Origin of the sequence: Mesorhizobium sophorae (assembly GCF_002270415.1) — a bacterium.
Lineage (GTDB): Bacteria > Pseudomonadota > Alphaproteobacteria > Rhizobiales > Rhizobiaceae > Mesorhizobium > Mesorhizobium sophorae.
This window is the reverse complement of the sequence record NZ_NNRI01000022.1, coordinates 993280-1018200: the sequence shown is the minus strand read 5'-3', so window position 1 is coordinate 1018200 and position 24921 is coordinate 993280. Positions and strand designations below refer to the sequence as shown.

29 protein-coding genes and 1 pseudogene are annotated in these 24921 nt (G+C 62.1%); 15 read left to right on the top strand and 15 right to left on the bottom strand.

Annotated elements, in window-relative coordinates:
* Positions 1–308: 308 nt before the first annotated feature.
* The 3 genes from CGZ66_RS36110 (at position 309) to CGZ66_RS36100 (ending at position 1753) form a co-directional block, all read left to right on the top strand.
* The gene (locus CGZ66_RS36110; RefSeq protein WP_095091361.1) at positions 309–845 is read left to right on the top strand and encodes a DnaJ domain-containing protein; all 537 of its coding nucleotides are present in this window, start codon (positions 309–311) and stop codon (positions 843–845) included.
* A gap of 236 nt (positions 846–1081) precedes the next feature.
* On the top strand, positions 1082–1285 hold the full coding sequence (locus CGZ66_RS36105) for a hypothetical protein (protein WP_245331370.1): 204 nt from the start codon (positions 1082–1084) through the stop codon (positions 1283–1285).
* A gap of 279 nt (positions 1286–1564) precedes the next feature.
* The gene (locus CGZ66_RS36100) at positions 1565–1753 is read left to right on the top strand and encodes a hypothetical protein (RefSeq protein ID WP_245331369.1); all 189 of its coding nucleotides are present in this window, start codon (positions 1565–1567) and stop codon (positions 1751–1753) included.
* Between the two features lie 95 nt (positions 1754–1848).
* Here CGZ66_RS36100 and CGZ66_RS36095 read toward each other — a convergent pair whose 3' ends face one another.
* Positions 1849–2088, bottom strand: a complete 240-nt coding sequence (locus CGZ66_RS36095) for a hypothetical protein (protein WP_095091359.1) — start codon at positions 2086–2088, stop codon at positions 1849–1851.
* Between the two features lie 268 nt (positions 2089–2356).
* On the opposite strand from CGZ66_RS36095, the gene CGZ66_RS36090 reads away from it, so the two are divergent.
* Positions 2357–2653, top strand: a complete 297-nt coding sequence (locus CGZ66_RS36090; RefSeq protein ID WP_095091358.1) for a hypothetical protein — start codon at positions 2357–2359, stop codon at positions 2651–2653.
* 478 nt (positions 2654–3131) lie between these two features.
* Here the strand turns inward: CGZ66_RS36090 and CGZ66_RS36085 are convergent, their stop codons facing one another.
* The 3 genes from CGZ66_RS36085 to CGZ66_RS36070 all read right to left on the bottom strand — a co-directional run bounded on the left by CGZ66_RS36085 (position 3132) and on the right by CGZ66_RS36070 (position 4372).
* Complete coding sequence (locus tag CGZ66_RS36085) at positions 3132–3389, bottom strand: PilZ domain-containing protein (RefSeq protein WP_095091357.1); 258 nt, start codon at positions 3387–3389, stop codon at positions 3132–3134.
* Positions 3390–3454: 65 nt separating this feature from the next.
* Positions 3455–3796 carry a low affinity iron permease family protein gene (locus CGZ66_RS36080; protein WP_095091356.1) on the bottom strand — a complete coding sequence of 114 codons (342 nt, stop codon included), beginning with the start codon at positions 3794–3796 and terminating at the stop codon, positions 3455–3457.
* A gap of 267 nt (positions 3797–4063) precedes the next feature.
* Positions 4064–4372, bottom strand: a complete 309-nt coding sequence (locus CGZ66_RS36070; RefSeq protein WP_095091354.1) for a DUF1236 domain-containing protein — start codon at positions 4370–4372, stop codon at positions 4064–4066.
* A gap of 389 nt (positions 4373–4761) precedes the next feature.
* On the opposite strand from CGZ66_RS36070, the gene CGZ66_RS40200 reads away from it, so the two are divergent.
* The 5 genes from CGZ66_RS40200 to CGZ66_RS36050 all read left to right on the top strand — a co-directional run bounded on the left by CGZ66_RS40200 (position 4762) and on the right by CGZ66_RS36050 (position 11314).
* Positions 4762–4914 (top strand): hypothetical protein, encoded by a 153-nt coding sequence (locus CGZ66_RS40200; protein ID WP_167392373.1) that lies wholly within the window; start codon positions 4762–4764, stop codon positions 4912–4914.
* 417 nt (positions 4915–5331) lie between these two features.
* A complete protein-coding gene (locus tag CGZ66_RS36065; protein ID WP_167392372.1) occupies positions 5332–5547 on the top strand; it encodes a hypothetical protein in 216 nt (71 codons plus the stop codon).
* Between the two features lie 81 nt (positions 5548–5628).
* Entirely contained in the window at positions 5629–6633 is a 1005-nt protein-coding gene (locus CGZ66_RS36060; protein ID WP_095091352.1) for an aldo/keto reductase, read from the top strand.
* A 374-nt stretch (positions 6634–7007) separates the two neighbouring features.
* Positions 7008–8114 carry an efflux RND transporter periplasmic adaptor subunit gene (locus CGZ66_RS36055; protein ID WP_167392414.1) on the top strand — a complete coding sequence of 369 codons (1107 nt, stop codon included), beginning with the start codon at positions 7008–7010 and terminating at the stop codon, positions 8112–8114.
* Positions 8111–11314 carry an efflux RND transporter permease subunit gene (locus CGZ66_RS36050; RefSeq protein WP_095091350.1) on the top strand — a complete coding sequence of 1068 codons (3204 nt, stop codon included), beginning with the start codon at positions 8111–8113 and terminating at the stop codon, positions 11312–11314. Before CGZ66_RS36055 ends, CGZ66_RS36050 begins: the two co-directional genes overlap by 4 nt.
* Before the next feature lie 79 nt (positions 11315–11393).
* On the opposite strand, the gene CGZ66_RS39630 is transcribed toward CGZ66_RS36050, so the two are convergent.
* The gene (locus CGZ66_RS39630) at positions 11394–11726 is read right to left on the bottom strand and encodes a hypothetical protein (protein WP_143748947.1); all 333 of its coding nucleotides are present in this window, start codon (positions 11724–11726) and stop codon (positions 11394–11396) included.
* Positions 11727–11770: 44 nt separating this feature from the next.
* On the opposite strand from CGZ66_RS39630, the gene CGZ66_RS39625 reads away from it, so the two are divergent.
* A complete protein-coding gene (locus CGZ66_RS39625; protein WP_143748946.1) occupies positions 11771–11998 on the top strand; it encodes a hypothetical protein in 228 nt (75 codons plus the stop codon).
* On the opposite strand, the gene CGZ66_RS36040 is transcribed toward CGZ66_RS39625, so the two are convergent.
* Positions 11964–13637, bottom strand: a complete 1674-nt coding sequence (locus CGZ66_RS36040; protein ID WP_095091348.1) for a winged helix-turn-helix domain-containing tetratricopeptide repeat protein — start codon at positions 13635–13637, stop codon at positions 11964–11966. The genes CGZ66_RS39625 and CGZ66_RS36040 overlap by 35 nt on opposite strands.
* Before the next feature lie 47 nt (positions 13638–13684).
* Positions 13685–14631 (bottom strand): IS630 family transposase gene (locus CGZ66_RS36035; RefSeq protein WP_417568608.1). Its coding sequence is split into 2 segments (ribosomal slippage): positions 13685–14287 and positions 14290–14631, totalling 945 coding nucleotides; the frame shifts between segments, so codons are not numbered across the junction.
* A 158-nt stretch (positions 14632–14789) separates the two neighbouring features.
* Here CGZ66_RS36035 and CGZ66_RS36030 point away from each other — a divergent pair.
* The gene (locus CGZ66_RS36030) at positions 14790–15167 is read left to right on the top strand and encodes a hypothetical protein (protein WP_095091347.1); all 378 of its coding nucleotides are present in this window, start codon (positions 14790–14792) and stop codon (positions 15165–15167) included.
* 148 nt (positions 15168–15315) lie between these two features.
* Here the strand turns inward: CGZ66_RS36030 and CGZ66_RS36025 are convergent, their stop codons facing one another.
* On the bottom strand, positions 15316–17304 hold the full coding sequence (locus CGZ66_RS36025; protein ID WP_167392371.1) for an AI-2E family transporter: 1989 nt from the start codon (positions 17302–17304) through the stop codon (positions 15316–15318).
* Positions 17305–17642: 338 nt separating this feature from the next.
* On the opposite strand from CGZ66_RS36025, the gene CGZ66_RS41205 reads away from it, so the two are divergent.
* The 3 genes from CGZ66_RS41205 (at position 17643) to CGZ66_RS36010 (ending at position 18706) form a co-directional block, all read left to right on the top strand.
* Positions 17643–17996 (top strand): hypothetical protein, encoded by a 354-nt coding sequence (locus CGZ66_RS41205; protein WP_095091345.1) that lies wholly within the window; start codon positions 17643–17645, stop codon positions 17994–17996.
* 98 nt (positions 17997–18094) lie between these two features.
* Complete coding sequence (locus tag CGZ66_RS36015; RefSeq protein WP_095091344.1) at positions 18095–18340, top strand: DUF982 domain-containing protein; 246 nt, start codon at positions 18095–18097, stop codon at positions 18338–18340.
* 132 nt (positions 18341–18472) lie between these two features.
* Entirely contained in the window at positions 18473–18706 is a 234-nt protein-coding gene (locus CGZ66_RS36010) for a DUF378 domain-containing protein (RefSeq protein WP_095091343.1), read from the top strand.
* Between the two features lie 92 nt (positions 18707–18798).
* On the opposite strand, the gene CGZ66_RS36005 is transcribed toward CGZ66_RS36010, so the two are convergent.
* The 3 genes and pseudogenes from CGZ66_RS36005 to CGZ66_RS35995 all read right to left on the bottom strand — a co-directional run bounded on the left by CGZ66_RS36005 (position 18799) and on the right by CGZ66_RS35995 (position 21127).
* The gene (locus tag CGZ66_RS36005) at positions 18799–19872 is read right to left on the bottom strand and encodes a D-alanine--D-alanine ligase family protein (RefSeq protein WP_095091342.1); all 1074 of its coding nucleotides are present in this window, start codon (positions 19870–19872) and stop codon (positions 18799–18801) included.
* Between the two features lie 24 nt (positions 19873–19896).
* Entirely contained in the window at positions 19897–20514 is a 618-nt protein-coding gene (locus CGZ66_RS36000; RefSeq protein ID WP_095091341.1) for a C39 family peptidase, read from the bottom strand.
* Positions 20515–20712: 198 nt separating this feature from the next.
* Positions 20713–21127 (bottom strand): annotated as a pseudogene (locus tag CGZ66_RS35995) (VOC family protein).
* A gap of 378 nt (positions 21128–21505) precedes the next feature.
* On the opposite strand from CGZ66_RS35995, the gene CGZ66_RS35990 reads away from it, so the two are divergent.
* The gene (locus CGZ66_RS35990; RefSeq protein ID WP_245331368.1) at positions 21506–21760 is read left to right on the top strand and encodes a hypothetical protein; all 255 of its coding nucleotides are present in this window, start codon (positions 21506–21508) and stop codon (positions 21758–21760) included.
* An 18-nt stretch (positions 21761–21778) separates the two neighbouring features.
* Here CGZ66_RS35990 and CGZ66_RS35985 read toward each other — a convergent pair whose 3' ends face one another.
* From CGZ66_RS35985 to CGZ66_RS35965, 4 genes are all read right to left on the bottom strand, one after another.
* Positions 21779–22978, bottom strand: coding sequence for an aminotransferase-like domain-containing protein (locus CGZ66_RS35985; protein WP_206073850.1), 1200 nt, complete (start codon positions 22976–22978; stop codon positions 21779–21781).
* 141 nt (positions 22979–23119) lie between these two features.
* On the bottom strand, positions 23120–23572 hold the full coding sequence (locus CGZ66_RS35980; protein WP_095091339.1) for a GNAT family N-acetyltransferase: 453 nt from the start codon (positions 23570–23572) through the stop codon (positions 23120–23122).
* Positions 23573–23583: 11 nt separating this feature from the next.
* Positions 23584–24135 (bottom strand): riboflavin biosynthesis intermediates N-glycosidase, encoded by a 552-nt coding sequence (locus CGZ66_RS35975; protein WP_095091338.1) that lies wholly within the window; start codon positions 24133–24135, stop codon positions 23584–23586.
* A 277-nt stretch (positions 24136–24412) separates the two neighbouring features.
* Positions 24413–24901: a hypothetical protein gene (locus tag CGZ66_RS35965; RefSeq protein WP_245331367.1), complete on the bottom strand. Its 489-nt coding sequence runs from the start codon at positions 24899–24901 to the stop codon at positions 24413–24415.
* Between the last annotated feature and the right edge of the window lie 20 nt (positions 24902–24921).

Sequence of the window (24921 nt, the reverse complement as noted above, 5' to 3'; positions counted from 1 at the left end):
AACGAAATGCACAACACAAAGACCCAAAGCGCGTCGCCTGAATACGTTCAAACGCGACGCGCTTTGGCTGGAGATCGCAGCATCTAACTAGGCTCGTGCCGCCGCTGACCGTTATGTCAGGCATTTTGACGCTGCATTTACCATCTCAGGTCCACGGACCATGGTCCAGCTTGCGACTGCGCGACAACAGGCGCACTCTTTAAGCGAACCCGACGACAAGGGCCTGTGATCGCAACTCTTTCGCGGCCAGGCCCTTTGTCTTATAAGACCAATGTATTGCCTGACGGTGGTGTCGTGGGAGCGCCGATTTGTTCATTGACTACTATGAACTTCTGGAAATCAGTCCGAACGCCAACTCGGAAACGATAGAACGGATATTTCGTTATTTTGCCATGCGCTACCATCCCGACAACCGGGATACCGGCGACGAATCTCGCTTCAGTGAAATCATAGATGCCCACAATACGCTCAAAGATCCGGTCAAGCGCGCGCAGTACGACATCGAGTATAAAGAGCATTTGAACATTCGCCGCGAGTTGAGCGAGGAAGCCAGCAACGCCAAAGGCATAGAACGGGACGCCGTCATTCAGGCCAAAGTGCTCTCGTTGCTCTATGTCAAACGCCGACAAGACGTCAACAATCCCGGCATTGGCGATACAGAACTCGAACGCATGGCCGACTGCCCGCGTGAACATCTGGAGTTTCATCTTTGGTATCTGAAAGCCAAAGGCTGGATAGGAAGGATAGAGAACGGGACGTTCGCGATCACCGTGGAAGGCATCGACCGCACCCATACCGAACATCGTCGTGGTCCCACAACCAGACTGCTGGATCATACAAGCTGAGCGGCAGCTCGCCGCCGAAGTGCCTCGCGCATCCCTGGCACTTCTCTGCTCTCAAGGTTGGGCAATGCGGATTGGTTTTTTAGCGACCGCGAAACCAAGGTCGCACTTCCGCGTTGAAGCTCATCCAACATGGAGCTCGACGAATGGATTCGGCAACCGCGGCAGTGATGCTTTTGCTTTCGTGCAGCCCGGGGGGAGAAGCTTCTGTGTGCAAACCCATCGATACGGCGTCGACGATGTACACATCGCTTGACCAGTGCCGGGCTTCGCTGGCGCGGAGGCTGGCAAGCTCTCCCAACGGCGAAATCGTCGGAAGGTGCAAGTCGATCGACCCGAACGTCACCGCATCCCTGCCTGCGCAATACACGACGGTCGTGGTCAAGCGAGGAATCGGGCAAGGCACGGTGACCAGCTATCTCGTGCCACGCGAGACGAAATGAAAATGCGGTGCCGGAAGCGCGTGGGGCCGCTTGGCCACCCTGAAGAAAATCCCGCAAAGGCAAAGCCGGGCGAGCTGCATCATCGATAATAAAGCAACTCGCCGGGGCAGCCCCAACGCCCTCCCCAGCGAGCCAGTTGCTCCGCGTAGAACGAGAAATGGAGCAACTGGAGCCCTATACGAACCCAGGCTCCAATAAGTTTCACCTCCGGCCATCCTAAAACCATTTTGTCGAACCTGCGTTGACGACCGGGGGGCCGTCAGACCCAGGAGATATCCCATGACCGTCAACTGCCGCATCTCGATCGACAACCGGCCGGAAGCCACCGATGCCGTCTTCCAGGCGGTTCCCCGGATCGGCGAAAGCGTTTCGCTGTCGATCAACGGAAATGCGCAGGACCTGCGGCTATCGCGTGTCGTGCATGTCACGAATGGCTCTTTGGAAGGTGCGGGATCGTCGTCGAAGTGACGACCAACATCCTGTAGGGTCGAGAGCAGTCGGGTCCCGGCCTGTCAGCCGGCGCCCGCTGCCGTCTGCGACCAACTGACCAGCTCAGTTGCGACCTACTCCTTGTCGCCCTCGGCAATCCCATTGCCGTCGGTGGGCAGGATTCCAAAATCCTGCGACTTCACCCCTTGCTCCGCCGTCAGGAACCCGTCCGAGGCCAGACCGCGCCGCAGCAGTTCCCTGACCGCAGCCGAGCGGCTCGGCATGCGCTTGTCATATCGCCAGTTTTCCAGCGCGGCCAGTTCATCGGCGGTCAGCATGATCTGCAGTCGTTCGGGGCGTTCCAATTCAGCCATGGCGCTTCCTCGCTCAAGACCAAGAATGTGTTGAGTTAGTATCTGTCTCACTCGGCTTATAATTAGGATAGGCCGCATTTTGCGTCAAGACCCTGCGATGGGTGAACGGTGTATCCCACGCATGATGAGCATCAAACGCCGGCTGCGCATTTGTGTAACTATGCTAACTACCTGATTTAATTGAATTTTTTTAGATTTTACTTGCCATGAGTTCATGCCCGGCGCATAGTGGAACCTGAACGGAAAACGATCCCTCTGGGAGGTTTCGATGCGGTATGATTACTCGGCGCGCTTGCGCGATGACGTCAATTCAGCGGTCCTGACGGCATTCAGAAAGGCGGGCATCGTCAACATCTCGATGGTTGCGGAGCAGGTCAGGGTCAGGAATCTGGCCGAGAATGTCGCCCTCGAGGACATTGAACACCTAGTCCTGCAGGCGGCACAACTCATTGGCGCGGCGATCGAATTCGACGGCCTTGCCGGTTTGCTCGTGGATGGCCTTGCCGATGAAGATGGCGAGCGCATTTCCCCGATTGACCTGCCTCATCTGGCCTCGATCCAATAGGCAGCCAAAACGGCGGGCTGCCTGTAAGCGCTGCGCCATTCGACCAGACGCAGGACGCTGCCGGCCTGCTCCATGCCTTGCGGCTCTGTGCACCTGAGGCGGCTTTCAGTCGAAACGGCTGCGACATTAACCAGTTTGCCATCAGCATGGCCCCCAAAGCGGGTGTTGAACGTTTCCCATTATGGAAAATCACCAACACCGATTCTATTGCCACATCGAGACGGACGGAACCTGGGCGGTTTGGGATCGTATTGCCAATGCCCCGGCGAGCTTGGGAGGGCGGGACCTGATTGGTTGCACATCCCGGCGAGCCAACGCCGCGGAAGGCGTGCTGACGCGCATCTATGACAACGGATTGGATGCGGTTGCCGCTCGGATATCAGGGATAGCGCATTCTCGTCAGGGGTAGCACATTCTCGTCAGGGGTAGCGCAGTCCCGACCTGGCCACCCACTGGCCGCAGGGTCAGGGATCCTGGTTCAATAAATCTGCACGCCAAGCCGTTCGTTCCGTCTCCACCGAACCACGGCACGATAGCTGGCGTCATCCGCGGGCACGTGAAGGACGAAGCGGTCGGGAATTGTTACGCCTGGGTCCACCCGCAACTCCGCACCGTGAACGTGCTGGTTCCTGACCGAGCAACTGATCTTGGCATCGTCCGTGATGATGGTCGCCTCCTTCAGAACAATCCCCCGTGCATCAGAGCGTCGTTCTACTGGCGGATCGATTGGGCTCATCGTTCATTCCTCCTGGAACCCTGCAAGGCGGCGTGCCGCTGATCTTCCTTGTCACGCAATGGGGATTATGCCGGCCCAATTGTTCGGGCCGCTTCTTCTTCGAGCTTCACAAGCTTTGCCCGGATCTCTTCCGGCTCGGCATGCTCCAACCCGACAACGTCGTTTCGGGTTTCGTCAAGGGCAATGATGATCTCATTGAGTTTGGCGTGGATGGCGGCGGTGTCGCGATAGCCCTGTATGAGGACAACACCGGTGATCACGATGGCCGCAACCGACAGCGCATAGGTAACCGCATTTGTCAGGCCGAAAGGCACGAGCGCAGTGCAAACTACCATGGCCACGAGCATCACATAGAAACCCGGGGGCCGGGAAAGAAAGTCGGCCGCGACGAACAGGAAGCGGTTCATGCTAACCGTCCCCGTTCCCGACTTGCCAAGCCTCGAGATCGCAGCGGCTGCCTGCCATATTGTCCATCATAGCCTGGCCAAGGCGAAGACAGCGATCAGCGCGGTGACCGCCACGCAGACAGGCACTGCCAGGAGCATGCCCGCCTCCAAAAACCGGGTCTCTTTGTCTGTGAACATTAGTGATTCCTCATATGACCGCAACGGAGAAATTCACGGAGCCCGCTTCCCGAAATAGATCGCGAAGCGGGCTCGCCTGCTGCGGCAGGCCTACTCGATGATCTGCACGACCTTGCGGGTATCCGGATCCACGAGAACGGCGTGGTCGCCGACGACCGTGTACTTGTATTTGACGTCGGGCACGTCGATGGCGTGAAGCTCCACCGTGTCCGGAAGCGCCGTGCCGACATTGAGTTCGACACCCAGCAGGCTGATGGATGCGAGCTTCTGCTTGTGGATGTATTCGCGAACCACCGTCTGCTGTTCCGGCTTGAGAATTACGACGTTTTCCGCGAAGGCAGCACCAATTCCAGCGACCAGCGCGAGGCCTGCGACTACACTGACAAGATATTTCTTCATGACAAAATCTTTCCTTCTTGCGCCAATTTGGCAGCCAGGTTTGACTGCCAATCACGAGTCAGCAACGAGCCCCACAGCATTGCGTTCCGCCGCTCAGGCTAAGGTCCGGGGGTGGTACGACTGAAGTCTTAGCGGGCAACCTATGCCTGGCCGATACGTTAGAACCGCGCGAGAATCGGGGCGCCGAGCACGAGCCCTTTTCCTCGGCATCAACCGAGAGTCCACCATTCCCCCACACAGCGGGGTAACACCTCTAACGTCCCCGCAGCGGCGGCGTGGCGTTTCCCACAGCGAGGCGAACAGTGACCTGTATCCAGAGACCGAGCACACATGACGACGACACCCGACCCGCAAATGACAACCATGCTCGTGTCCCCGAGGTGCTTTCCGTGCTTGATCTCATCCCCTCTCCCGACGACCACGAGCTTGCTGATATTGTCAGGCGCACAGAGCGCCTTGCGATGGCGTTGGTCATCGGAATGGCGATTTGCCTGATCTCCGCACCGGCAGTCTATCTTACCCTGGCCTACTACTCTCACTGACACATAAGGGCTGAGACTTGAGGGTTTGCTCGCCGCACAGGTGCGGCGAGCAAACCCTATCAGCGCAGGAAGGGACGTGGCTGCGCCGATCGGAAAAGTTCGAGGTCGATCCTTGGAGGTCGGTCAGCCGAAGGTAATTCCAATCACCATAAAAGTGATGGCAACCGCGAAGATCGGTGCGAGCAACCAGCGTGCCTGGCCAACACTCCTATCCATAGCTTCCTCCAGCAAATCTGCAGCGGACAACGACCGTGAGAGCCGACTGTTCCCAGCGGCGCCACCGGCAAGACCATTGCGGTTTGTGATCGGACTTAGGTCTCATGCGCCGCTCGACCCAAGCCCAACCCGGGAACATCCGTGGGTGGAACAAGTCGCGCCATCGGAAATTATCCCGTCGCCCAACAGGAGGAGGACGTTGTGAAAGGTCTGCGCAGTCTCCTTGCCGAACTGTCTTTGAGCTGGCTCAGGCGCCGCAAGGCGCAAGCGCCGCAAACCGCCAACCTTAAGACCGCGACCCCCAAGACCTTGAACACGGTCAAAGCCGCGCCCCGCAAAGTTGAACACAAGACAGGGCAGCGTCCGGCCCACAAGCCCAAGCCACTGTCTTCCCGCGACGTGGCCTCGAACATGTGAAGACAGCGCAGCCGAAAGGCTGTGGGAAATGAGCGAGCGGCCGCTATAGTCTGGTGATCCCCCCACCGGAGAACGCCAGCCATGACCCTGAAAACCCACAAGCTCGGCAGCCAAGGGCTGCAGGTCTCGGCCATCGGCCTTGGCTGCATGGGCATGAGCCAGTCCTACGGTCCGGCCGACGAGGGCGAATCCATTGCCACCCTGCACCGCGCCATCGAACTCGGCTGCACCTTCCTCGACACCGCCGAGGTCTATGGCCCTCATACCAACGAGGCCCTGCTCGGCCGGGCGCTGAAGGGCAAGCGCGACCAGGTGACCATCGCCACCAAATTCGGCTTCCGCATCGAAAACGGCAAGCAGCTCGATGGAACCGACAGCCGGCCCGAGCATATCCGCGCGGCTGTGGAAGGCTCGCTCGGCCGGCTTGCCACTGACCATATCGACCTGCTCTACCAGCACCGCGTCGACCCGGCGGTGCCGATCGAGGATGTCGCCGGCGCGGTCGGCGAATTGGTCGCCCAAGGCAAGGTGCGGTTCTTCGGCCTGTCCGAGGCGGGTGCGGCCAACATCCGCCGCGCGCATGCCGTTTATCCGGTGTCGGCGGTGCAGAGCGAGTATTCGCTGTGGGAGCGCAATCTGGAGCCGCAGATCATCCCGCTGCTCGGCGAACTCGGCATCGGCCTGGTGCCGTTCTCGCCGCTCGGCCGCGGTTTCCTCACCGGCGAGGTTAGCCGTGCGGAAAACTATCCCGAGGGCGATTACCGCCGCAACGACCCGCGCTACCAGGGCGAGAACTACGACGCCAATGTCGAGGCAGCGGCCAAGGTGCGCGACATCGCGGCGGCCAAAGGCGTCAAGCCGGGCCAGGTCGCGCTGGCCTGGCTGCTGCACAAGGGCACCGGTTTTGGCATCGACATCGTGCCGATCCCCGGCACCAAGCGGAGGAAATACCTGGAGGAGAATATCGCCGCCGTCGCAATCAAGCTCGATGCCGCCGAGATGGCCGCCCTCGACGAAGCGCTGGCGCCGAGCAAAATCTCCGGCCCGCGCTACGGCCAGCGCGGGTTGGCGATGGTCGACCGGTAGGGGTCTGGGCATAGCCGGCGGAAATCTGAGCCATTCCAATAACCCAGAAATACCAACCGGGAGCGCGAGGATCTAAGCGCAGCGCCTCTGCGCACGCTTTCGACTCGCTTTAGCCCGGTGCGGGGCAGCCACAGGGTGGACATTTCAGCCGACATGGAAAATGATCATGTTGCCCTGCACAACACTGCAGTGCTCTGATCTCGACGAACAAGCCTGAGCGTAGAAGCGGATCAACCGACCTCCGGGTCCAGCGAGCGAGGACGCAAATGGACACCCCTGAGGATGCGCAATGGCATCGCGACGCGGGCGGGCAACCCCGTCGATCGGCCGGCTGGCTTGCCCGCGCCGCCGTGTCGGCGGCATTCCTGCTCGGCATGGCTTTCAGCAGCACTGCGTTTGCGCAGGACCAGCCGCTACCCGTGGTGACGGCGGCCAAGCCGGTGGTCCGTGAAATCGTCGAAGACGACGAGTTCGTCGGGCGATTCGAAGCCGTCGACCAAGTCGCCATCCGCTCGCGCGTCAGCGGCTATCTGGACAAGGTCAGCTTCCAGGACGGCGCACTGGTCAACAAGGGCGACCTGCTCTTCACCATCGACCAGCGTCCGTACCAGGCGGCCTATGATGCCGCCAAATCGCTAGTGGACGTCGCCAAGAGTCTGCTCGAATTCTCCAAGATGCAGCTGGATCGCGCCGACGAACTCGCCAAGACCGGCAATATCTCAACCTCGACGGTCGACGACCGCCGGCGGGAATACCTTTCGGCGCAGGCGCAGATGCAGGGCGCGACGGCTGCGCTGAGGACGGCCAGCCTGAACATGGAATTCACCGAGATCAAGGCGCCCTTGTCCGGCCGCATCGACCGCCGGCTGGTGTCGGTCGGCAACCTCGTGCAGCCGGATTCCACCTTGCTGACGACCATCGTTACGCGCGATCCGATCGACTTCTATTTCGACGTCGATGAGCGCCTGTATTTCAGCTACGCCCGCGACGCGAAGGAGCGCGGCGGCAGCATGCAGGAAGGCGACGGCGGGCTCGAGGTGGTGGTTCGCGTCGCCGACCGCGCGGAGGCGGTATTCAAAGGCAAGCTCGATTTTGCCGAGAACCGGATCGACAACGCGACCGGCACCATGCGGGTGCGTGCAACGTTTCCCAACGCCGACGGCATTCTCCAGCCAGGCATGTTCGGGCGCATCAACGTGCCGGGGTCGCTGCCGCATAGCGGCGTGCTGGTGCCCGACGAGGCGATCGGCGCCGATCAGGATCGCCGCATCGTTTTCCTGGTGGATGAGGCCGGGATGGTGTCGGCGAAGCCCGTGCGCACCGGCCCGCTTCTCGACGGCTACCGGGTGATCCGCCAGGGCCTGACCGGCGACGAGACGATCATCGTCAACGGGCTGATGCACGCCAGGCCCGGCACCAAGGTGAAGGTCGAGATGGTGACGTTGCCGCCCAAGGCCGAGACCGCCGGGTTGCAGCAATGAGGTTCGCACATTTCTTCGTCGACCGTCCGATCTTCGCATCGGTCGTTTCGATCGTCCTGCTGATCCTCGGCGGGATTGCTTATACCCAGCTGCCGGTCGCCCAATATCCCGAGATCGCGCCGCCGACCATCGTCGTTCGCGCGCAGTATCCGGGCGCCGACGCCGAGACGATCGCAGCGACGGTGGCAACGCCGATCGAGCAGGAGATCAACGGCGTCGAGGGCATGCTCTACATGTCGTCCTATTCGTCGGGCGACGGGGCAATGGCGCTGACCATCACCTTCAAGCTGGGCACCGATCTCGACCAGGCGCAGGTGCTGGTGCAGAACCGCGTGTCGATCGCCCAGCCGCGCCTGCCCGAAGAAGTCCGCCGCCTCGGCATCACCACCACCAAGAGCTCGCCCGACCTGATGATGGTCGTGCACATGCTGTCGCCCGACAATACCTACGACCAGCTCTACGTCTCGAACTACGCCCGCTCGCAGGTGCGCGACATACTGCTCAGACTCGACGGCGTCGGCGATCTCACCATCTTCGGCGAACGCGAATATTCGCTGCGCATCTGGCTCGATCCGGAAAAACTGTCCGCCCTGGGGATGACCTCGGGCGATGTGGTGCAGGCACTGCGCGACCAGAACGTCCAGGTGTCGGGCGGCTCGATCGGCGCGCCGCCGACCAACACCGGCACGGCGTTCCAGTACACGGTCACCACGCAAGGCCGCTTCAACGACGCACGCGACTTCCGATACGTGATCGTCAAATCGGCCGACGACGGCCGCCTGATCTCGCTGCAGGACGTGGCGCGCATCGAGCTCGGCGCCAAGGATTACGTCACCAACTCCTATCTCAACGGCAAACCGGCGGTGGCGCTCGCCATCTTCCAGCGGCCGGGCACCAATGCGCTCGCCGCAGCCGCGCAGATCCAGGACAAGATGAAGGAGCTTTCCCGCGACTTCCCGAAGGGGTTGAGCTACGACATCGTCTACAATCCGACCGAGTTCGTCGCCGAGTCGATCCAGGAGGTCTACAAGACGATCCTCGAGGCGATGGTGCTTGTCATCATCGTCATCATCGTCTTCCTGCAATCGTGGCGCATGGCGATCGTGCCGATCGTGGCGATCCCCGTGTCGCTGATCGGCACGCTGGCGGTGCTCTACGCCGCCGGCTTCTCGCTCAACATGCTGACGCTGTTCGGCCTCGTTCTGGCGATCGGCATCGTCGTCGACGATGCGATCGTCGTGGTCGAGAACGTCGAGCGCAATATCGCCAGAGGGCTGGCGCCCAATCCTGCGTCGCACCTGACCATGGACGAAGTCGGAACGGCGGTCATCGCGATCTCGCTGGTGCTGATAGCCGTGTTCGTGCCGACAGCCTTCATCCCTGGCATTTCTGGGCAGTTCTACCTGCAGTTTGCGATCACCATCGCGGTGTCGACGGCGATCTCGGCATTCAATTCGCTGACGCTTTCTCCGGCGCTGGCCGCACTGCTGTTCAAGCCGCACCACGCCGCGGCGGCGCCGCCGCGCTTTTTCCTGGCACGGTTCGCACGGGCGCTCGCCGACGGCTTCAATCGCGGCTTCGACAGGGTCGCCCATTGGTATTCGAGCATCATCCGCGTTCTGGTCGGCTCGTGGATAACGATCGCCGCCATGCTGGCCGTTTTCGCTGCCCTCATCTGCGCCACGGTCTACATGGTGCAGGCGGTGCCGCGCGGTTTCATTCCGACGCTCGACCAGGGCTATGCGATCGTCGTCGTCCAACTGCCGGACGGCGCCTCTCTGACGAGGACCGATGCGGTCATTAAGCAGGCGTCGCAGATCATCCAGAAAACGCCAGGCGTCGACTACGCAGTCGCCTTCGCCGGCTTCTCCGGCGCGACCTTCACCAACGCCAGCAATGCGGGCGTGATCTTCGCCAGGTTCAAGCCGTTTGACGAGCGACTGAAAGCCGGCCAGTCGGCGACCAAGGTCATCGGCAATCTGTTCGGCAGCCTGCAAACCATCAAGGAAGCCTTCATCATCGCACTGCCGCCGCCGCCGATCCGCGGCGTCGGCAATGCCGGCGGCTTCAAGCTGCTGATCCAGGAGCGCAACAGCGCCGACATGCGGCAGGTCCTGGCGCTTGCCAACGACATCGCCGGCCAGGCCAACAAGACGCCGGGGCTGACGGGCGTGTTCACGACGTTCTCCGCGTCGAGCCCGCAATTCTTCCTGGCGATCGATCGCGACAAGGCGCGCATCCTGAACGTGCCGATCCCCAACATCTTCGAGACGTTGTCGATCAATTTGGGCACCGCCTACGTCAACGACTTCAACGCTTTCGGGCGCGTCTACCAGGTGCGGGCGCAGGCCGACCAGGCGTTCCGCCTCGATCGCGCCGACATCTTGAAACTGAAGGTGCGCTCGGCGACCGGCGCGCTGGTTCCGCTCGGCACGTTGATCGAGATCCGCGACGTCACCGGCCCGGCGCTGGTCCAGCGCTACAACATGTACGTCTCGGTGCCGCTACAGGGCAACGCCGCGCCCGGCGTTTCCACGGGCGACGCGCTGGCATTGATGGAAGGGATCACGGCAAAGACGCTGCCGGCCGGTACCTCCTACGAATGGACCGAGCTCGCCTATCAGGAGCGCAACACCGGCAATGCCGCTGTCTATATCTTCGGACTGTCGGTGCTGTTCGTGTTCCTGGCGCTGGCGGCGCAATATGAAAGCTGGGTGCTGCCGTTCGCCATTGTGCTGGTGGTGCCGCTCGGCGTGCTCGCGGCGTTGCTCGGCGTGTCTTTCCGAGGGCTGGACAACAACATCCTCGTGCAGATCGGCCTCATCGTACTGATCGGGCTTGCCGCCAAGAACGCGATCCTGATCGTCGAATTCGCGCGGCAGGCGGAGGAACGCGGCCTGTCGGCCGCCGAGGCTGCCGTCGAAGCCTGCCGGCTCAGGCTGCGGCCGATCCTGATGACCGCCTTCTCGTTCATCCTCGGCGTCGTGCCGCTGATGATCGCAACAGGCCCGGGCGCGGAAATGCGCCAGTCGCTCGGCACCGCGGTGTTCTCCGGCATGCTCGGCGTCACCCTCGTCGGCCTGTTCCTGACGCCGGTGTTCTACGTCACGCTCAGGTCGCTGTTTTCACGGCGCAAGCCCCGTGCCGAGGCCGCGCCTTCGGGGCCGGCAGAAGCGCCATCGGAGACGGCCGCCAAGTAGGTTACGAATTCGCCGCGCCTGGCGTGGCTTTATCGGCGCGGCGCGGCAACGATCCCGGTAGCGACGCGCAGTATTGACCTTAACCTGGGAGGAGTAGGGAGATCTTCACGCGCGGCGCGAAGAAACAACGCAAATACAGCTGATTGGTTACGACGTAGGTATTCTCGCAGATATGGTATTGGTCGTCCGGGGATTCCTGCACGCGGTCCCGTGGGATGATGAAGTTATGCGGCAAGTAAATGTAACCGCCGTCGACCCTCATCCGCACCGAAGAACGAGGTATGGCGCGGCAATCAGAACCACCGCAACACTTGAATTTCGTCTGCGGGTCGAACTTGTTTTCGTACCAATCATGGGCGCTGGCGACTGTTGCGGCGGCGATACACACCGCCGTGACGATGAACCTTCGCATGGCCTTCCTCAACTATCTGGCAGGCGCTGCTCCTTCGAGCGTCCATGTATATTAGCGTTCCTTTAGAAATGCCATTGACCCTCGGCTGGCTGGCGCAAGCCGGTCCCATTGCCGACTTTCCCGCACCCAATATTCCTGTGAAGGATGATCTTGGTTTTGAGGGCAACTACCGCCCACAATCCAAAGGCTTCAACGGTTTTTATGCGGCCAATTGGCTTCTGCCGGCCGCACAGCCGTTCACTCCGGCAGCCCAGCGATCCGCATGTGTTTGATCCAGCGGTCGAGGCTTCCGGGCGCGGTCCAATTCTTCTCCCACTGCTTGCGTTGTTTGCTGATGGAGTCGCCGGGCGAGTCTTTAAGGAAAACCGCAAGCGCTTCCTTTGCCTCCCGCTGGTTTCCCAGACAAGCGTAGATCCCCGCAAGCATTCGGTGTGCGGCGATCGGGATTGGGGACATTTTCCGCATCGCCGTTAGCGCAGGCCCACAATCGTTCTTTTCATAGAGCGCCCAGCCCATGTCCCAGTTGTACCAGTCGGGGTAGAAGGGATCGATGCCTTTGGCCTGCTCGATCCGATCGATCGCTTCATCGGTGCGGCCGGCAAAGAGCAGCGGGGCCGCACTGCCCTCGAGGATATTCGAGGCGCTGGGGTTCAGGGCGATCGCCTGATCGAACTGCGCAATGGCCTGCTCGATCTCGCCGGCTTCACTATGGATTTGGGCTCGGATTTGATGCGCGTTGGCATCGTCCGGAGCGAGCAGGATCGCCTTGTCGGCGTACTCTGCGGCCCGCTTCAACGCCTCTTCGGGGTTGTTTTCCTGCTTGTGCCAGAATACCGAGTCAAAGCGATAGGACCAGGCCAGCCCGATATAGCCGAATTGGGAGTTCGGATCCGCTTCAATCGCCTTGAGGCTGAACTGCCGCAGCAGTTCGTTCCCCGCGGCAGAAAAATCCTTTTCCTTCGCGGCAAACCCCATCAGGAGATAACTGAGCGCGCTAACCCGGGCGGCGTCGCTCTGTGGCAAGGGTCGCTCGATCCTTTGCCCGACCCGAGCCGCAAGCGTGCGGATGATTTCCTCCTGGACGACGAAAAGATCGCCGATCTCCCGGTTGTAGGTGTTGGCCCAGACATGCGATCCGTCATGCGCATTCAGCAACTGGGCGGTCACTTTCAGCCGGTCTCCGATCTTCTGCTGGCTGCCTTCGAGCAGGTAGTCGACGCCGAGTTCTTCGCCAATCTGCCTGATGTCAACCGGCTGGCCGCGGTACCTGAAGCTCGAGTTCCGGGCGATGACGGCATAGGTCTTGCTCCGCGCCAACTCGGTGATGATCCCCTCGGCGACGGCATCACTGAGATATCCCTTGTCCCCGCCAGCACTGAAGTCGTCGAAGGCAAGGATTGCAATCCTCGGCATGTCGCTCGAACGAACTGGAGCGGCTCGCCATATTTCCGCGCCGTAGTATGGGCCGATCGCTGCCGCGACGAGAACGATCGCAGCAAGAATGAAGCCGCGCTGCGAGAATCGTGTCTTGGCTCGTTCCGTGCCAGCCGCGGCGTTTGCGTCCGCCGCCTCGGATGGATCGGCATTCAGTCGGTAGCCTCTCTTGGGCAAGGTTTCCACGATCGCATGCGCGTCGTCCCCCAATGCGCGGCGAATATCAGCAATGCATTGGGTCAGGCTGTCGTCGGTCACGAAGGTATCGGGCCAGACCGCGCGCATCAGCGCGTCCTTGGACACGATCTCGCCCGGTCGCGCCGCGAGCACGCAGAGCACCTCGGTGGACTGGCTGCGAAGGTCGACCGCTTTACCTTCGACGGTCCGGAGTTGTTTGCTTTTCGTCAGCGAGAAAAAACCGCCGAATGTGATCGTTTCAGCAGGTTTCGGGTCAATTTCAGGAGCCTTTCGGGACATTTCACCCTCTTGGCGCGCTCCCTAGAGCAGTTTCTGGATAATCACGGTTAGGCATCGTAGCCGGCGTGGGCGAACAGGTTTTCGCATTCTTTGGGGTGGAAACGATCGATGGCGACGGCCACGGCGTCCCATAATTCCGGGATGGACCGGGCTGCTGCCTTTCGCAGTAAAGCCTTCAGCTTGGCGAAGGCCATCTCAATGGGGTTAAAGTCCGGGGAGTAGGGCGGAAGATAGCGAAGGGAAGCCCCCGCAGCCTCGATGATTTCGCGGACACCGACCACTTTATGAGCAGGCAGGTTGTCCATCACGACGACATCGTCGGGTTGAAGCGTCGGCACGAGGACGCGGCGCAAGTAGACCAGGAATGCTTCGCCATCCATGGCGCCGTCCAGGAGCCAGGGCGCGACGATCCCGTCGAGGCGCAGGCCGGCCGTGAAGGTCGTGGATTTCCAGTGCCCATGAGGAACAGCCGCCCGGCAACGCTGTCCACGCGCAGAGCGGCCTCGTAGCCGGGCCATCTTGGTATTGAGGCCACTTTCGTCGATGAAGATCAGGCGGCTCGGATCGAGATCGAGTTGGCCTTCGAACCACTCTTCCCGCGCTGCCAAAACATCCGGTCGCTGCTGTTCGGCCGCGTGCGCTGTCTTTTTTTGTACGTGATGCCACGCTTTGCGAAGAACGCATGGACCGTCGTCAGGCTGGCTTTGACCCCGCGCTCTGCCGCAAGGCGATCGACGATCTCGGCAAGCGTGATGTCCCGCTCATCGGTCTCGACCAAGGCGAGAATGAAAGTCTCGTGCGCGTCCAGCTTCGATACCTTCGGCTTGCCCTGCCGCCCAGGTTCCAGATTGCCGCTCGAACGCCAGGCCCGATACCATGCACCAGACGTCGATATCCCGATGGCAAACCGCCGTGCCGCTTCTCGGGTCGACAGGCCTGCCTCTATCGCCTCGATAACACGCGTCCGCAAATCCAGGCTGTAAGCTCGTGCCATGCCGCTGCTCCTTCCGCAAATCACTTCGATCAGGGAATCAGAACAAGCCGTTCACTGCAAACAAACGACTCCGATTAAGGGAAAACCGCTCTAGCTTATCCCTTTCGGCCTTCGCTTCCAAGTGATCCCACCAGTGCCGGATTGGACGGGAGGATGACATGAAACGCGCCAAGCTCATCATCGCTCTCGCTCTTCTCGTGACAGCGCCAACGGCTGCGAAAGCGGATTCCCGCATCGCGAAACTCTGCGGCTCTGACCATGTCTTCGAGGCGGCCTCAGACGACGTCCGTCCCAACCCCGGCGCCTATTATGCCGCCAGCCTTAGGTCGATGGATGACTGCATGTTCACCGCCATCGCTGTCACAATCCTTCTGACCGACCAGGGGGAGCTAATCAGGATCCCCCAAGTGAAACCCATGACTTCCATGGCCGAGTGCAGAGCTTGGACCCATCAACAGGAGTTCATGCGCGTGCTCCCCGGCTATCTCGCCAGCTTTCATTACTGCGACGACGCATCGGAGGCATCAAAACCATGACGTTGCAGGTCTTGGCTGTTCACGCTTGGACCGAAGGATGGCACCAGCGCGACCAAGGTCGTCGAGATCGGACCCCGTCCCGCCGGTCAGGGCGAGCGCGTATTTGCTGCGCGTAAATCGGGCCGGTGCGCCCGGTGCCAAGACGCCCCTAGCTCGCGGTTGCTGCCTGAACCTTTTTGGGCGCGGCCCGCTGCCGGCGCATGCGGCGTTTGGTGACGAGCTTGAGGGCAACCGGCGGCTCGTTTGACAGCGCGCCGACCACGGCGTCGACCATGCCGTGGGCGACGAAATCCGCGTTCATGTCCTGGGCCAGCCTGGCGGTCGCCTCCTTGTCGTCATTGCCGGTTTCCGACCAGAACACGATGCCCACCCGCAGCGCCGCCTTCGCACGCTTCAGCCGGCGAACCAGGAAACGCGCGTGCTTGACGGAATCGCGGTTCAGGAAGCTGATCACGACGGCGTCGATGGCATCGAGCTCGAGGCGGCGGATGCCTGCTGGTTCCATCTCGGCGAAGCCCGCTTTCGATGCTGTCGCGCCCTGCACTTCCAGCACCTGTGCCAGCATCGCGGCCGCGGCATCGTCGAGCTCGCCACGCCCACCGGCACAAAGCACCGACATGTCAGTGCCATCGGGCAGGTCGGCCTCGTCCACGCCGGCGCCATCGCCATTATCGCCGGGCTCCCCGGCTTCGGCCGGGTCATCCTCCTCGGCCGCTTCCTGTTGCGCCTCATCGTCGAGGTTGGCCACCAGCGTCAGGGCACTGTCCGCCACCTGCCGTCTTTGCAGGTCGCCCATGACGCCGCGCACACGGTCGCGCTCGCCCAGCAGAAGTGCCGGAATGGCCACCTTGTCGTAGAATTCGAACAGATATTTCTCTTCCAGCATCTCCTCGGCGTGGTCGGTGGCTTCCTCCGGATCGCCAGCCAGAAGCCGCTGGTACAGGCGCGCATGGGGTTCGAGCACGGGCTCGTTGCCGAACAGCACGTCGAGGAACTCGAACTGCGGCACGTGTCTGCCCAGCACCACCAGGCAGACGGTGAGCGGCGTCGACAGGACCAGCCCGAGCGGCCCCCAGAGCCAGGTCCAGAAGATGGCCGCCACGATGATCGCCAGCGATGACAGCCCCGTTCGCGAGCCGTAAAGCCAGGGTTCGACGACGTTGCCGGTGACCAGTTCCATCACCACGAACAGGGCGGCCGTCCACAGGACGAGCGACCAGCCGGGCGCCACGGCCAGCGCCAGGAACAGCGGCAAAAGCATGCCGATGGCCGGGCCGATATAGGGAACGAAACGCAGCGCCAGCGCCAGCAGCCCCCACAGCAATGCATTGGGAATGCCGAGGATCCACAGTCCGAGCGCAATCGGTATGGCGTAGACGATGTTGACGACCAACTGCATGAGCAGATAGCGGCCCACCCGCTTGGCAGCATCCTGCAGCGCCTCGGTGGTGCGGTGAAGGTCGCCATAGCCGACAAGCCGGATGAAGCGGTCGCGCAGATCCTCCCGTTCGAGCAACATGAAAATAACCACGACGATGATCAGTCCGGCCGATCCGAGCGGGCTGATCAGCGGACCGACGATGCTCTGCAGGACTTCGAGCGGCTTTTGGCGCGCGACGATCTCGACGGGCACCGGCTCGCGCGCCGGCCTGTCCGGAGTGGCCGCCGGCGGCGAAGCGTCCTGCCTGTCGATCTCCTGTCCGACACGCTCGACCACGTCGCTCAACCTGGCAATGATGCCTCCCCCGACGCCGGTTTCCTTGAGTGAACGGATCTTGGTCAGGATGTTGATCTGGTAGGTCGGGATGTTCTGTGCCAGTTCGCTGACCTGCGAGGCGACAATGAAGCTGAACAGGGCGAGTGCCGCGAAAGCGCTGAGAACGCTGACGATGACAGCCGCGATCCTGGGGATGCCGACGCGTTTCAGCGCCGCGACCAGCGGCGCGAGCGCGAAGGTCAGCAACAGCGCGATGGCGATCGGCAGGAAAACCTCGCGCCCGAAATACAGTGCCGCCACCGTCGTGACGGTGGTCGCCACATTGGGCAATGACGTTCGCGGGTGGGGCGCGGCGGCCGAAAGAATGTCCTCCAACCCATGCGCCGGAGACGCCATGCCGTTTCGACGAGTGGTCGCCACTTGGTCTCTCCCCTGCCAACGGTCATGATCGGGCATATTGAGCCGGCGTGCAACTTTCGCCGGTGACGAGCTGCTCGTCACCGGCTGCAGGTCGATGATCGGGATGGCGCGAGATGGCCGCGCGACGAAGCAATGGCGCCGGGAAATCTCCGGCCAGCGCTATCCCGGCCGCGCCTTGGCGATGGGGTAGAACGAGCACGTTGGGCCAGAAAAGAAAATTCATGTCCCTCGGTAGATCAACTGCACCGAGAACTGTATTCCCCAGTCTGACCATAGCTGTCCCCTTGTCGCATGGACGGTTCTGTGTACTTTCGAAAATCCTCTGGAGAAGACCCGGCATGAGACTTGCAGTGTTAGTCGCGTTGGCCACGGCAGCAACTGGATGTGTGAGCTCTCCTGTCGAATATGGAGCGTCGCTTTCGACGCAAGACCCGAAGTGGGTATCGCCGGAATGTCAACAGGCCCGTGTCGACGCGTCGAACTATGATGCTCGCGAAAAGGAGCATCCCGGTTGGGGGACTGGTGTGTTCCTTGGCCCCTACGGACTAGGGCTCGCAGCAGCCATCAAGGAGCACGAGCAAAAGGAGCGAAAGATCTTCGCCCGCGAAATCCATTTGCGGTGCTCAAGTTTGCCGCTGCCGAAGGAACTCGAGGGCGAGCCGAGCCCCCCGGCCACGACAAAGTATCCATAAGCCAAAGTTGGGCGACGATCCTCACGCTACAGTGATTGGCGGCGATGCAACCTCGCGCCGCCAGAAGCGTTTACGACTGCAACGCAGTCGAGGTTCCAATGCAAACCGCATGGTTCTCCAAACCCGTGGTGGTTTCGGTCGGCGTCACCGGGTCCACCCGCAACCTGTCCAACACCGAGCAGGCCATCGAATTGCTCACGACACATTGGCGCGATGCCGGCAGCCTGAAACATCAGTCCGCGCTGCGCGCCTGCCGCCGGGCAACGAGCGGCGAGGTGTCCCCCGATATCGCCAGGGAGGCGTTTGTCGAGGCCGCACGCGAGGCGCATATCCTGGTCGAGTAAGCCGGGTCGGGTAAGCTGGTTGCATTCACGGACAATAGCGGCCGTTCACAATTTGGTGATCGAAGGAACCGTTTGAAACGGAAGGCGTTTTTTTTCAGACGTCTTTTTGTCAGGCAACCTTAGGAGGCGTTTATGCGTAACATGAACCTCGTCACACTCGCCCTGATCATCCTTGGCGGTCTCAACTTCCTGTCCATGGGTGTAACGGGCTATGACGTAATCGGCACTGTCCTTGGCGGCGCCATGCTGGCCCGCCTGGCCTATCTGATCATCGGCCTTGCGGCCATATGGCAGCTCATGCCAGGCTTCCAGAGCTTTACGGTTGGCGAAGTCGATGCCGAAAGGCATCTCCATCATCATCCGTGACCGGTAAGATGCGGGGCGGCGGAAAACCCGCCGCCCCACATCCCGTAAAGGCCAATCAGGCCGCCGGCATCAACGTTCCCTCAGGAAGGCTTTTAGACCGTTCGCGCGTCATGCCTGGCCAGCGCGTGCTCGATCAGCACGTCGATGGTGTGGCTGTAGCCTGTGCCTGATGCCGCCAGCGCCTTGGCATACATCGAGATGTCGGTGAAGCCGGGAATGGTGTTGACCTCGTTGACGAGCAGCGAACCGTCGGCGCGCAGGAAGAAATCGACGCGCGCCATGGCTTCGCAGCCGAGCGCCTGGAAGGCGCGCCGTGCCATGTCGCGTGCCATGTCGGCAACCGCGGCCGGGACATCGGCGGGCACCTTGACCACCGCGCCGTCGGCATCGAGATATTTGGCCTCATAGGTGTAGAAGCCGTGCTTGCCGGCCGGAATGATCTCGCCGGGCAGCGACACGGTCAGCGTGCCGTTGGCCCGCTGCAGGACCGAGCACTCGATCTCACGTCCCTCGACAAATTCTTCCACCAAAACCTTGTTATCATGGTGGAAAGCCGCCTCGACAGCGTCGGCGAAACTGGCGCCGTCGACAGCCTTGCTCACCCCGAAGGACGAGCCCTGGCGCGCCGGCTTGACGAAGACCGGCAGACCCAGCCTTGCCCTGACGTCGTCGAAGGACACAGGCTCGCCACCCAGCAAGGTGGCGGAGCGGGCGACGGCAAGGCCGGCTTCGCGCATCAGCCGCTTGGCGACATCCTTGTCCATGGCGGCGGCCGAGGCGAGGATGCCGCAACCGACATAGGCGACATCGGCGACTTCCGCATAGCCCTGCACCGAACCGTCCTCGCCGAACGGCCCGTGCAGCACGGGAAAAACGACATCGACGGGGTTGGGCTGCGTTCCATCCCGCGACACGGCGACCAGCCTGCCCTTGCCGCCGGGCAACAGCGCGACCTCCACGCCGTCCTCGGACACCGGAGCCCCTGCCGCATCGCCGACGGACGAAACTTGCAGCAGCCATCTCCCGTCCCTGGAAATGGCGATCGGCACGATCTCGTAGCGCGTCCGGTCGATTGCCTTCAGCACATTGGCGGCCGAAAGGCGCGACACGTCATGCTCGGCCGAACGCCCGCCATAGAGGATGGCCACCCTTGTCTTGCCCGTCATCGAAATCCCTCAACTGTCAAAAAATCAAATGGCAACCGCAATGCCGCGATTGGCGAAGAAGCGGTCGAAATCGACCGGTGCCAACACTGCGTTCTCCTGTGTGGCGCTGGTATGGCCGGACGGATTGTGAAAGCGGAAACCCTGGTCCGACGCCGCGGTGACCAGCACCAGATGGCCTCCCTTCGCCGGCGGCTCGCGCTCGGGCCAGCGGATCCAGCTGCTGACCGAAGCGATGAAGAACCGCGACCGCGCCAGGATCGCCGGAATGTCCGATGTCGCGACATTGGTTATCACTTCGGCCCGCAGGCCGAAGGTCTCCCGCACGAAGCTGACGAAGGGTGCATAGATCAGCCCCTTGATCGAGCCCTCGTTGACGACATAGCCGCCATAGGCGGTGCAGCGCCTGGCGAGCTCGAGCGTCGGCACGATCTCGCCGCGGGTCGCCAGGATCATCTTCAGGCACGCCATGCCGCAGATATTGGCGGCCCAGACCGCGTATTCGTCCGGTGTCTCAGCCCCCGAATTTTGCCACAGCGGATCGCGCCGCAGCGCGACTTCAGCACCTTCGGCGAGCACCTCCATGGTCATGTCCGGCGTTTCCCATTGGCTGAAAAACGGCACGGTTTCAGACAGTGGGCTCATACGCTTCCTCGATCAGATTCAGATTCTCATAAACGAGGATACACGGCGATTGGAAAGCCGCTCAGCGACCGTTTCGAAATTCGCTCTGGCGGTTGAGGTTTCGAGAACCGGAGCGCCGCGGACATTTGGGTCTGTGAGCACCGGAAGCGCAGAAAACGCCGTTAGATGGCCGCCGGAGTAGAATTTCCCAATAGTCTCTCAGAAGGTGATCGTCACGGACGCGGCGCTTCGCTTTGCCGGGCCGTGATGCACCGCCTCGATGTTGTTGCCGTCCGGATCGAGCAGGAAGGCGGCGTAGTAGCCGGGATGGTAGGGCCGCTCGCCCGGCGCGCCATTGTCCGTGCCGCCGGCTGCGAGCCCGGCCTTGTAGAACGCATCGACCATGGCGTGGTCCCTTGCCTGGAAAGCGAGATGATGACGGCCGGTGAGCTTTCCCTGCGCCGCCCGACTGTCGGCGCTGGAAACGAACAGTTCGTCAGAAATAGTCGTCGTCGACACCGCCGATCGGAACATCGAGCACCTGCAGGACCGCCTCGTAGAAACGCCGGCTGGCGGCGAGGTCCCTCACCACCAACTGGATATGATCGATAAGCCGGCCGCGATGCAGTTCCATGAAAATTCCTCCTTGTGAGCTTGCGAACTTAGGTCCGCACAGGGTGGCGTCAACACAGGTGCTTGCCGACCGCCAGGTCCCACCACACGTCCGGGCATGGAGCCCGCGGTCGATCCTTCAAACGGAAAAGCCCGCCGGGAGGGGGATCCGACGGGCCTTTGGAAAGCTGGTACCGAGCTTTCAGATGTCTGACGGGGGGTCAGACACTGTGAGAACTTTTATGTGCCGCAGAGGTTCCACTCGAACAAAAAAGATTGCCAACGGGTCGTCGAATTCACGCAAATTCAAGCGTGCAGGCGATTTCTTTTCGCAAAACCCCTCTCCGCCGGAACTTTCCCCGCCAAGGCAAGTTTTGAGGCGCGGCTGGGAGGAATCAAATTGGACAGTTTTCAGAGGCTTGAGGCGCTGGTCGACAGCGCCGGCGTCGACGATGTCGAAGAAGCAAACGCCTTGCTGCATCGCTTCAAGGGCAGATCGCAGAAGATCGCGACGGCTATCGACGAATTCATGCTGGATTTCATGACACTGGTCTTCGTCGTCGAAACCGGCGAGGAAGAGTTCGAAAAGCCAATCCGCAAGCTGGCTCGCAGCCGGCTTTCGAAGCTCAATCACATGGTGAACGTGGCGGCATAGGTGCGCCCGGCGCGGGCTTCACCCCTTCAGGATGGCCGCCAGCCGCGGTATGCCCTCGCTCACCGCGCGCCGGTCGGCGAGCGTGAAGGAGAGCCGCAGCGTATTGCGCCCGGTTGCGTCGGCAAAGAACGCGCTGCCGGGCACGAAGGCGACGCGCGCCTCCTTCACCGCTCGCGCCAGAAGTGCCGTGGCGTCGGCGCCCTCTGGCAGCGTAGCCCAGACGAACATGCCGCCTTCCGGGCGGCTCCAGCTCACGCCTTCAGGCATGTTGGCTTCAAGTGCTGCGAGCAGGCCGTCGCGGCGCTCGCGGTAGGCGCCGATGAGCTTTTCCACCTGGCCGTCGAATACGGCTTCGGCGACGCGGTGCATCACCACCTGGTTGATCGATGGGCTGTGCAAGTCGGAGGCCTGTTTCATCAGCACCAGCTTCTCGACGATATGGCGCGGCGCGCAGACCCAGCCAACTCGCATGCCCGGCGAGAGTATCTTCGAGAACGAGCCGCAATAGAGCGTGCGCGCCTTGTCGATAGAGCCGGAGCGAGCACAGTCGAGCGCCAGGATCGGCGGCACGCCCTCGCCGTCATAGCGCAGCGCGCGATAGGCGGCATCCTCGATGACGGCGATGTCGAGTTCGCCGGCGAGGTCGAGCACCGCCTCGCGCTGCTTTCGGTTCAAGGTTTGGCCGGTCGGGTTGGCGAAATCCGGCACCAGATAGGCGAACTTGACCTTGCCGCCATTCGCGGCGGCGGCCGCGTGATAGGCCGCCGGCGTCATGTTGCCGCCTTCCACCGTCAGCCGGTCGTAGCGCGGCTCGTAGGCGTTGAACGCCTGCAGCGCGCCGAGATAGGTCGGCCATGTCACCAGTGCGGTATCGCCCGGCGACAGGAACAGTTTGCCGAGATAATCCAGCGCCTGCTGCGAGCCGGAGGTGATGAAGACGTTGGCCTCGTCGCAGGCGACGCCGAGTTTGCCCATCTGCCCGGCCAGCCAGCGCCGCAACGGCAGATAGCCTTCCGAAACCTGGTACTGCAGCGCCGCGCCCGCCTCGCCGCCGCCGAGCACCGAGGCATAGGCGTCGCGGATCGCCTCGGCCGGAAACAGCGCCGGATCGGGAATGCCGCCGGCAAACGAGATGATGTCGGGCTGGTCGAGCAGCTTCAGGAGTTCGCGGATTTCGGACGCCTTCATGCGCGACGAGCGCGAAGCCAACAGATTCATCAAGGTCAAGGCGCGCCTCCGCGACAATTTTGATATAGGTCAACCTGGCTGACCTATATTAGCTCTCCCCGGCAATTTGAATAGAGCCTGACAGCCTTCCGCTATACGCCAGTTGCCGCCGGCCCGGAACCACGCCGGGCATCACAAGGTCTTCTTGTAGCCGAGATGGCTGCCGGTGAAGCCGAGATCCTCATAGAAGCGGTGCGCGTCCGCCCGAGACCTGTCGGTGGTGAGCTGGACCAGGCTGCAGCCGCGCGCCCGGCATTCTCCGATCGCCCATTCGATCATCTGCCTGCCGATGCCGCCCGAGCGCCGGCGGCTGGCGATGCGGACCGCCTCGATCTGCCCGCGCCAGGCGCCCTTGCGCGAGAGGCCGGCAAGAAAGGTGATCTGCAACGTGCCGATCACCTCGCCGCCGTCCACGGCCACCGCCAGCAGCTGATTGGGATCGGCGTGGATGGCATTGAAGGCATCGACATAACCGCGCGCAAGCGGCAGCGAGGCGTCCTCACGGCCGGCGCCCAGCGGATCGTCGGCCAGCATGGCGACGATATCAGGCAGGTCGAAGGCTTGCGCTCGGCGGAATTCGATCATGGTTGCATGACTTACCGCAGGCGATTGCGCGCCTGCATCAGGGCGAACCCCAGCAGGTTCTCGCCGCGCCACAAAAGCGGATTGGCTGCTTTCTCGTCATCGGCGGCAAGCCCAATGCCCCACACCCGGTCCATGGGGCTCGCTTCAACCAGGATCTGCTCACCGGTCGACAGCAGATATTCGCGCAGGGCCGCATTCTGCCGGAATTTCTCAAAGCTCCCCTCGCCCACAATGCGCCGCTTCTCCGCGTCCCACCTGCCTTCGTCGAAGCCGCGCACCTGGCGGCCGAGCTGCTTCGCCTGCTTCGGGCTTCCCGCCTGCACGATCTGCGCCGCCGTCTCGTCATCGCCGAACAGCCTCGCCTTCTCGGCCATCATCCAATGTTCAGCTGTCGGATAGCTGCGTCCAGCCACCGTGAACGAGGCATGCCACCACTGGCTGAAGCAGGACGCGGTGATGCGGCCGTCCCTGGACGGCTGATGCCCCCAGAAGAACAGGAATTTGAGCCGGGACTTGGAACGGAAGGCTTCCTCGAGCCGGGAGCGATCGTAAATCATGGGCATGAAAGAACAGAGCCAGAGGCCGGCTTGTCAATACCGATAGCGTCGGCGTGTGTTGCACGTTGGGCAACGGCCAGGGCTGGCGCCGCCCCTCATCTGCCTGCCGGCATCTTCTCCCCGTATAGTGACGGGGAGAAGGACGCCGTCGCCAATGATTTCGCCAATCGCCAGCGTCGCAGAAAAAGCGCCGGCATTGAAGAAATGTCCGGCAGGACAATGAGGGGGGGCAGCGCCAGTGTTTGAGGTTCAGCGACCAGGCTCCACGAATCCCGCAGGCAAATCAATCCGCATCCCCAGCCTTAGCCTTGCCGCACTGCGCCAGCACCTTGCCGATGGCCGCGCTCGAGCCCTTCAGCGGGAAACTGGTCTGGCCGTATTTTGCGGCGCTGACCAGCACATCGCCTTTCCCACGCAGCAGATCCAGCAGCGGATCGGCTTTGGCCAGGTTCACCACGAAGTAGTTGTACATGGCTTCGAGCTGCAGCGTCTTCGTCACCGTCTTGCCGTCGGCCTTGAAGTCGAACGGGCCGCTGATGCCGGGCTCCAGTTGCTGGCCGGTGGCGCCGAGGTCGTAGCTCAGCACCGGCGTGTCGAAACAGGCCAGCATCAGATGCGCATCGCCTTTCGGCCCGCCGCAGACCGAGGCGGTCAGCACGCTGCCGCCCTCGTCCTCCTCCATCTCGGCGCTCCAGCCGCCGCAGGACGCGGCCAACGCCGGCTGTACGGCCTGCAAGGCCGCCACCATACCCGCGACGATCAGATATCTCATGACTTCCCCCTCAGGCATTT